Source organism: bacterium (genome assembly GCA_040757115.1).
Lineage (GTDB): Bacteria > UBA9089 > CG2-30-40-21 > CG2-30-40-21 > SBAY01 > JBFLXS01.
Map to the genome: position 1 here is coordinate 1 of JBFLYA010000433.1, position 1491 is coordinate 1491.

Sequence of the window (1491 nt, forward strand, 5' to 3'; positions counted from 1 at the left end):
CTACATTCTCTTTATCTATGGTAAAATCTGTTACCCAACTGTTGTGATAAACCACCTTCCCCTTATCTTTTATCCAAAATTCAAAATAATTGACCTCAATACTACCCTCCTTCCCATTAATAGGAACCTTGTTTATCCATTCATAAATCAATTCCCGACCCTTTGAATCCTTTGTCTCATACCGATTCATCTCTCCCATATCCCTTAACTCTTTTACCCACTCCATCAACACCTTGTGATCACCAGGTTTTACTACTAAAATAAACCTCATCCCTTTGTCTCTAAGCTTTGTTATGAATGGCTCATCAGAATAAAGTCCATCCCCAACTATAATGCTTCTCTTCACATTCCAGTCCCAAACTATGGCGGTGGCTTATCATGAGGACTATCCAGCACATTACGATGAGTTTATCAATGACTTTGCCGAGATTATTACCTCCAAAGACGAGGAGGCCATCAAGGCAGTAACCCAAACGCTCAGGAGCCAGAGGGGGATCCCTATAGTAGTGGTTACTATTGGCACTATTCATGACTATACCTCTGGGCATAATACAATCGAGGGCTTTGCTACAGGTCTCTTTAACAATTGGGGGATAGGTTCCAGGGAAAAGAATATGGGCATATTGCTTCTGGTGGCAAAGGAGGACCGAAAGCTCAGGATTGAGCTTGGTGCTGGATATGGAAGAAGACTGGACAGGGAATGCAAAGCTATCGTGGATAAGGTTATTGTTCCCCAATTTAAAAAGGGTGACCTTAGCGGAGGGATAGTCTTAGGTGTCAAGGCGATTGATCAAATGCTAAGGGGGAAGCCACCAGTGCCCCTTACCCAGAAACAGCAGATAACGCATTTTATTATAGATGTGGTCCTTCTCATTACAGTAATCTCACTAGTATAGCGTTCTCTAAATACATATAATAGTTATTAACGAAAATTTCTCATAGAACAGATATAGCAACAGGGTTGATAGTTTATAGTTTCATAGACTATCAACCATCAATCATCAACTATCAACAATACTAATGTGAACTTTTGGTTAATACTTACTATAATATTGTTATATCTACTTAGAGAACGCTCTACTATTCAGCCACAGATGGACACGGATGAAACACTGAAAATTCGTAAATCGTGTCCGTAATCAGGTTGAAGGCTGAAGGGTTCTTCTCCTTGTAACTTTTATTTTCTATCCTTCTTGATTCTCTGCCACTGGAGGAAATTTCCACCCTCCTAACCCCCGCCAGCGGGGGACACCCCGCCTCTGACCTCGTACCTGTTTAGCGTGGTCAGAGAGCACAAATGAATGGTACTGACTTAGTACGAAACCACTTCAAACACAACAAGTTGTGTAATACAAAATCAAAATTTAAATATTAAAATGCAAAATGACATATCAAATATCATATCAAAAATCAAAGAGCAAATATCAAAATTAAGGAATTCTTTTATTCTTATTTTTGATTTTTAATATTTAATATTTGATTTTTTTTATT

At 38.7% G+C, this 1491-nt stretch carries 2 protein-coding genes; one reads left to right on the top strand and one right to left on the bottom strand.

The genetic code is table 11. The features are described from left to right. On the bottom strand, window positions 1-346 hold a 346-nt coding region (locus AB1422_19430), incomplete at its 3' end, for a hypothetical protein (GenBank protein MEW6621474.1). A 22-nt stretch (window positions 347-368) separates the two neighbouring features. Here AB1422_19430 and AB1422_19435 point away from each other — a divergent pair. Beyond that, window positions 369-896 (top strand): TPM domain-containing protein, encoded by a 528-nt coding sequence (locus AB1422_19435; protein MEW6621475.1) that lies wholly within the window; start codon window positions 369-371, stop codon window positions 894-896. Window positions 897-1491 lie beyond the last annotated feature (595 nt).